The following is a 6,817-nucleotide window of genomic DNA, read 5'->3' as shown; positions in this document are numbered from 1 at the left end:
GCTTCCCCGTCTCGACCACCAGCTGGACCGCGCCCTGCTTGAAGTCCTCGTCGAATTTCCGATACTTCCTCGTCATCGCCGTTCATCTCCTCAAAGGCGATACCTCCACGATACGAGGGGAAACCCACTGCGCCGGCTGCTTGAGACCGTGGAGGCCGACGGAGACCCGCACCTGGCCCGTCACCGGCTGCACAGATTCTTCCTCTGGTGCGCGGACTCGCAACTCCCGGAACTGGTCACGCTCGCGACCACGGTGGACACGTGGTGGCCGGAGATCAACGCGTTCCTGGAAACAGGCATCACCAACGCCGGCACCGAGGGCTACAACAGGCTGGTCAAGGTCGTCAAGCGGTCTGCTTGCGGCTTCCGGAACACGGAGAACTCCCGCCGCCGGATACGATTCCACTGCACCCGTCGACAGCGGGCTGCCGCACACCAGTTCTCATGCTGACAGCCCGCTCAACCTCGAAGAGCCCCTAAACCCGGGGTAGCGCAAGGTGTTCAGCACCTACGGGCCGAATCGGCACCCGCGTAGGACACTGGAGGCGTAGTCGGCACACTGGCCGTCTGATTCACTCCGGGCTGCGTCGGCATTTTCCACAACGTGCACCGGTCGGCCGCATCCGGTAGCGGCCGCCTGGGCGCACTTCACGAGCGCCCGACGCAACGATTCAGCAGGGCCCCGGCGTGACTGCAGCCGCCCACATCTACTACTACGGCTCGTAGTATTCCTGGTCACACTCTATGGACGGAACGATGTCCCCCAAATAGATTCGGGCCATGGGTATTTCACCGCAGAATCTTCAGGTCATCCGTGCGTCCCTCCCCGCGGTCGCCGGCGCGATCGGCGAGGTCACGCCGTTGTTCTACCGGTCGATGTTCGCCGCGCACCCGGAACTCGAACGCGACCTGTTCAATCGCGGCAACCAGAGCCAAGGCGAGCAGCAGAAGGCCCTCGCAGGCGCGATCGTCGCGTTTGCGACCATTCGGACGGGGAGCGATCCGGAGCGGGCCCGGTCCATCATCTCGAGAATCGCCCACAAGCACGCCTCCCTGGGGATCACGGCCGACCAGTACGCCATCGTCCACAAGCACCTGTTCGACGCGATCGCGGAGGTGCTCGGCGATGCGCTCACCGACGACGTCGCCGCGGCCTGGGACGAGCTGTATTGGGACATGGGCCGATGCCTCGTCACCGAGGAGAACCGTCTCTACGCCGATGTGGGAGTGGCGCCCGGGGACGTCTGGCGCGAACTGTCGGTGATGCGCCGCGTCCAGCAGTCTGCGGAGACGGTCACCTTCGAGCTGGCCTCCGCCGACGGCGCCCCGCTTCCGCGGCACCGTCCCGGCCAGTACGTCTCGGTGCAGGTGCCGCTGCCCGACGGCGCGCGGCAGATCCGCCAATACAGCCTCGTCGGCGCGCCGAGCGCCCGGAACTGGGAGATCAGCGTCAAAGCCCTCCCCGCGGCGGTCCTCGCCGACGGCACCGCCGCCCCCGAGGGACAGGTCTCCCAACACCTGTACCGCAACGTTTTCGAGGGCGACACGCTGCGCGTGTCGATCCCCTTCGGCGACCTCGTCCTCGACGACGGCGACTCCCCCGTCATGCTCGTCTCTGCGGGGATCGGCTGCACCCCGATGATCGGGATGCTCCATCACCTGGCCGACACGGGCAGCACGCGTCCGGTGTCCGTGCTCCACGCCGACCGGTCGCCGTCGCACCACGCCCACCGCGCGGAGCTCACCGAACTCGTCGGCCGCATCTCCTCCGCGGTGCTGCACCGGTGGTACGAGGACCTCGGCGCCCGTCCCTCCGCACCGACGATCGCCAGCGGCCGCGCCGACGTCTCCGGGATCGGCATCGCGGACGGCACCACCGTCTACATGTGCGGGCCGATGCCGTTCATGCGGTCGATCCGGCAGTCGCTGATCGCCCGCGCCGTGCCGGCGGAGTCGATCCACTGCGAGGTTTTCGGCCCCGAATCCTGGGACGACGCCGACCGCGGCACGGCGCTGGCGTCCGCCTCGTCGTAATCCACGGCCGCGGTCACCGTCCGCTACCGTGACCGCACGCTGCGGTGATCGCGGCGGACGACGAATCATCCGAGCGCGGACCGCACGAGGCGGGCGACCCCCGGATCCGCAGTCACCAGTGTGACCACGTCGACATCGCACCTCGCCTCGCCGAGGGCGCGCACGGCCTGGTCGACGGCGTCGCCCGCCGGCCAGGCCCCGGCGCCCGAGGCGATCAACGGGCACGCCACGGTGCGCGCGCCCACCGATTCCGCGACAAGCAGGCAGCGCCGGTAGGTGTCGCGGAGAACGCCCGCGCGGTCCTCACGACGCGAATACCGCGGGCCCACAGTGAGGATCACCCACTGCGCCGGCAGCTTCCCGCCCCGGGTGGCCACCGCGTAACCCACCTCGAGCCCGTGGGGGAAGGTCGTCTCACGCAGCAAACGGCACGCGTCGCGCATGCCCGGCCCCGCACGCCGCTGCACGGCTCCGGACGGGCCCGCCCCGACGCGCAGGTCCGGCCCGGTGGCCACCACCACAGCATCCACCGACATTCCTGCGGCATCGGCCACCGCCACATCGATGAGCGTCATCCGCGCCCCTCCCGTGCAGAGGTCAACAACTCCACGGTATAACGCGCGTCACCTCGCCGGGGCCGTATCGGTGCAGCCGCGGCCACGCCCGGCCCGTCGACGCGCGGGTCAGTCCGCTGCCTCGCACCAGAGCCTGCGCAACTGATCACACGCTTGCACCGGGGCGACGGCGCTGCGGCGGCCGGCGCCGTCGGCTTGCGCCAGTCCCAGCTCCTCGAGGGTGGCCAGAGCGTCGTCCGCGGCGAACCGGAACTCCCGCCCCCGCTGCAGCTCGGGCCGGCCCTCGACCGCGGCGGCGAGCGCGTGCGCGGTCAACGGCTCTCTGGCCGCCCGCAACTCCCGGTAGGCGAGCATCGCCAGCGCGTACTCCGCGTCCTCGGCCGCCCCGAGGAGCCGGTAGAACACCCCGGCGTCGTTGTCGAGGTTGCGATAGTACAAGTTGTCCGTCAGCGTGTTCATGAACTGCAGCCGTCGGCGCGTGTACTTGCGGTACTGCCTGGCCACGTAGCTTCCGAGTGCGACGAGACCGGCCCCCACGGTGACCAGCGCCGCCTGGTTCACCTGCACCGGGGTATCGCGCAACCCCACCCAGAACGCCAGCAGGAGCACCAGGAGCCCGACCGCCGAAATCAGCTTGGTCGCTACCAGCGCGATCCCGGAGACGAGCGCGGGGACGACGATGAGCAGCTTGTCCACCAGCCGCATACGCGGGCGGACCCCCGGCAGGAGCATCTCGATGTCGTCCCTCGGGACGTCCTCGAACAGTTTCAGCGCCGTGACCTCGCCGGTGTGCACGTACACCAGCACGCGCGAATAGCGCTCGTATGCGATGTCCTTCGTCCGCAGCCCCCACCACGTGCGCACCCGTGCCGTCGCGGACACACGACCGCGCCGATACAGCACCGCACCCGCCTGCGTCCGGTCAGGGATCTCCATCCGCACGCGCAAAAGGGCATGCGAACGCAACGACGCCGCGAGCTCCTCCTGAGTGATCCGGGTGTACCCCGCCGTGTCGGCCAGCCCGTCGAGCAAGCGTTCCAGCCGGGCGCGCGCCCGGTCGCGCGCCTCCTCCGCGGGCGGCGCGTCCCTACGCGCGTACTCCGGGGGATGCAGCAGGAAGTAGTCCGCCTCGACCTCCCGCAGCACACGCCGATACCGCTGGTGCAGTACGCCGGCGAGCAGTCGATGGACCTCTGTGGCCGCGTCGCGGTCCCCGGGTGCGGTATCCGCCGCGCACAGGGCCGTCACTTCCGACCGGAGGAACGGAATGAATCGCTCGTCGCTCACGGGCTCCCCTCGCACACTGATGCAACTGCTCACCCTAACCGGTGCGCCCGCACAGCGGCCCGTACCGGCACCACCACCCGGCCGGCCTCGGTAGCATCCGCACCGTGACTGAACAACCGACAGGAATCCGGAACTGGCGTGACCTCGGCGGGATCGCAACGGTCGACGGCAGCATCATCCGTCCGGGCGCGTTCTTCCGCTCCGCGGAGTTGAGCGCCGTGTCCACCGAGGACCGGGAAACGCTCGCCCGCCTGGGCGTCGGCCCGGTCTTCGATCTGCGCACCGACGCGGAGCGTGCGAGCGCACCGGATGACCTTCCGGACTCCGCGACGGTGGTGCCGCTGGACGTGCTGGCGGACAAGTATGCCGCCGCCGTCCCGACGAAGATGCAGGACTTCTTGTCCTCGCCGCAGGCCGTCGAGGCTGTCCTCGGAGGCGGGCGGGCCGCGGAGATGATGGCCGAGAACTACCGTGCGATGGTCACCATCCCCAGCGCGGTGCGCTCCTACCGCACGATGGTGCGCGACATCGCGGCCGACCCGCGACCGGCACTGGTGCACTGCACCAGCGGCAAGGACCGCACAGGTTGGGGCACGGCGATCGTGCTGTTCGCGGTGGGCGCCGACGAGCAGTCGGTGCGGACAGACTACCTGCGCACCAACGAGCTCTATCTGCCCACGCTCACCGACACGTTCGCCAGGTTCGAGGAGGCCGGCGGAAACCCCGACGACCTGCGCGCCCTACTCGGTGTGCGGCCGGAGTACCTGCAGGCCGCCCTGGACGAGGCTCGCACGGTGCACGGTTCGCTGGAGGCGTACCTGTCCGATGCGCTCGGCATCGACGACGCCCTGCGCGACGCTCTGCGCGCACGCCTGCTGCTGCCGGACTGACACGATTCGCCGGGCTGCACCCGGCCCGCCGGCCGGAACCCCAACCGGATCGACCTCCGCCGTCGTATGCGGCACCATCGAATAGTGACGTCCACGCTCGACCGCTTCTCCGCACCCACCCGCGCCTGGTTCGCGGACGCGTTCGACGCGCCCACCCCGACGCAGGAACACGCGTGGTCGGCGATCGCCGGGGGCGCGCACACCCTCGTCGTGGCGCCGACGGGATCCGGCAAGACGCTCGCCGCGTTCCTGTGGTCCATCGACCGGCTGGCCGGCCGCGAGCACGACGCCGTCGCCGAACCGGCGGGGACACGGATCCTCTACGTCTCACCGCTCAAGGCGCTGGCCGTGGACATCGAACGCAACCTGCAGCGGCCACTCGCCGGCATCGCCGACGCCGCGGCCCGGGCAGGCACGCCGGGCCCCGGCATCACCGTAGGCGTGCGATCCGGAGACACGCCCCAGTCGCGGCGGCGCGCCCTGGTCCGCACTCCCCCGGACATCCTCATCACCACACCGGAATCGCTGTATCTGATGCTCACCTCGTCGGCCCGCGACACCCTCACCGGTGTCGAGACGGTGATCGTCGACGAAATCCACTCGGTGGCCGGCACCAAACGCGGTGCACACCTTGCTCTGTCCCTCGAGCGCCTCGACCTGCTGACACCCCGGCCATGCCGGCGCATCGGCCTTTCGGCCACCGCCCGGCCACACGAGGAGGTCGCACGATTCCTCGGCGGCGGCGCCCCGGTGACAATCATCGCGCCGGCCACAGACAAGCGCTGGGACCTCACCGTCCGGGTGCCCGTCGACGACATGACAGACCTGTCCGTCCCCGCCACAGGCCCCGTGTCCGGACAGATCCGGCCCGACGGAGACACCACTCGGCCCGGCGGAGACACCTCTATATGGCCGCACATCGAGCAGCTCGTCGCCGACCTCGTCGACCACCACCACAGCACCATCGTGTTCTGCAACTCGCGGCGCCTGACCGAACGGCTCACCGCCAGGCTCAACGAGGTGGACGCCGAACGCCGCGGCGTCGAAGTGGACCGGCACTCGCCTCCGCCCGCGCTTCTCGGCTCCACCTCGGACGCCGCGTTCGGCACCGACGGGCAGGGGGCGCAGTTCGCCCGCGCCCACCACGGCTCGGTGAGCAAGGAGCGCCGCGCCGGAATCGAAGCGGACCTCAAGGCCGGCACCCTGCGCTGCGTCGTGGCCACGTCCAGCCTGGAGCTCGGCATCGACATGGGCGCGGTGAACCTGGTCGTGCACGTGGAGTCACCGCCGTCGGTCGCGGGCGGGCTGCAGCGGATCGGCCGCGCCGGCCACCACGTCGGCGACGTCTCCCGCGGCGTGCTCGTCCCCAAACACCGCGCGGACCTGCTGCACTGCGCCGTCACCGCCGACGGCATGCTCGCGGGTGCCATCGAATCGCTGTCCGTGGTGTCCAACCCGCTCGACGTGCTGGCCCAGCAGACCATCGCCGCCACGGCGGCCACCGGAACGCTCGACGTCGCCGAGTGGTTCGCGGCCGTCCGCCGCAGCGCACCCTTCACCACACTGGCCCGGTCCGTGTTCGACGCGACGCTGGACATGCTGGCCGGCCGGTACCCGTCCGACGAGTTCGCCGAACTGCGGCCGCGGGTGGTGTGGGACCGTCACGCCGGAACGCTCACGGCACGGCCCGGTGCCGCCCGGTTGGCGGTGACCTCGGGCGGAACCATCCCGGACCGCGGCGCGTTCGCGGTGCACACGCTGGGCGAGGGCGCCACGCGCGTGGGCGAGCTCGACGAGGAGATGGTCTACGAGTCCCGCGTCGGTGACGTCTTCGCGCTCGGCACCAGCAGTTGGCGCATCGCGGAGATCACCCATGACAGGGTGCTCGTGACGCCCGCGGCGGGACGGGCCGGGCGGCTGCCGTTCTGGCACGGCGAGGGCCCGGGCCGCCCTGCCGAGTTCGGCACCGCCATCGGCGCATTCACCCGCGCCGTCGCGCCGGCGGCCGCGACGGGCGAGGCGGACGACGCG

General features: G+C 70.6%; 6 protein-coding genes. 4 read left to right on the top strand and 2 right to left on the bottom strand.

Annotation, left to right across the window (positions count from 1 at the left end):
* The coding region (locus JJ683_RS18320; protein ID WP_242474852.1) for a transposase at positions 1–451 on the top strand (451 nt) is incomplete at its 5' end.
* Positions 452–780: 329 nt separating this feature from the next.
* A complete protein-coding gene (locus tag JJ683_RS18315) occupies positions 781–2,034 on the top strand; it encodes a globin domain-containing protein (RefSeq protein WP_200176230.1) in 1,254 nt (417 codons plus the stop codon).
* Positions 2,035–2,099: 65 nt separating this feature from the next.
* Here the strand turns inward: JJ683_RS18315 and JJ683_RS18310 are convergent, their stop codons facing one another.
* Together JJ683_RS18310 and JJ683_RS19315 are read right to left on the bottom strand one after the other, a co-directional pair.
* Positions 2,100–2,609 (bottom strand): macro domain-containing protein, encoded by a 510-nt coding sequence (locus JJ683_RS18310; RefSeq protein ID WP_200176229.1) that lies wholly within the window; start codon positions 2,607–2,609, stop codon positions 2,100–2,102.
* Between the two features lie 108 nt (positions 2,610–2,717).
* The gene (locus tag JJ683_RS19315) at positions 2,718–3,896 is read right to left on the bottom strand and encodes a TMEM143 family protein (RefSeq protein ID WP_200176228.1); all 1,179 of its coding nucleotides are present in this window, start codon (positions 3,894–3,896) and stop codon (positions 2,718–2,720) included.
* Between the two features lie 104 nt (positions 3,897–4,000).
* Here JJ683_RS19315 and JJ683_RS18300 point away from each other — a divergent pair, with 104 nt between their 5' ends.
* On the top strand, positions 4,001–4,786 hold the full coding sequence (locus tag JJ683_RS18300; RefSeq protein WP_307811047.1) for a tyrosine-protein phosphatase: 786 nt from the start codon (positions 4,001–4,003) through the stop codon (positions 4,784–4,786).
* 84 nt (positions 4,787–4,870) lie between these two features.
* A partial coding sequence (locus JJ683_RS18295) for a DEAD/DEAH box helicase (RefSeq protein ID WP_200176227.1) occupies positions 4,871–6,817 on the top strand: 1,947 nt, incomplete at its 3' end.

The sequence above is a fragment of the Tomitella cavernea genome, from assembly GCF_016599145.1.
In the GTDB taxonomy this organism is placed as follows: domain Bacteria; phylum Actinomycetota; class Actinomycetes; order Mycobacteriales; family Mycobacteriaceae; genus Tomitella; species Tomitella cavernae.
The sequence above is the reverse complement of the archived record's forward strand: the minus strand, read 5'-3'. Positions and strand labels throughout refer to the sequence as shown.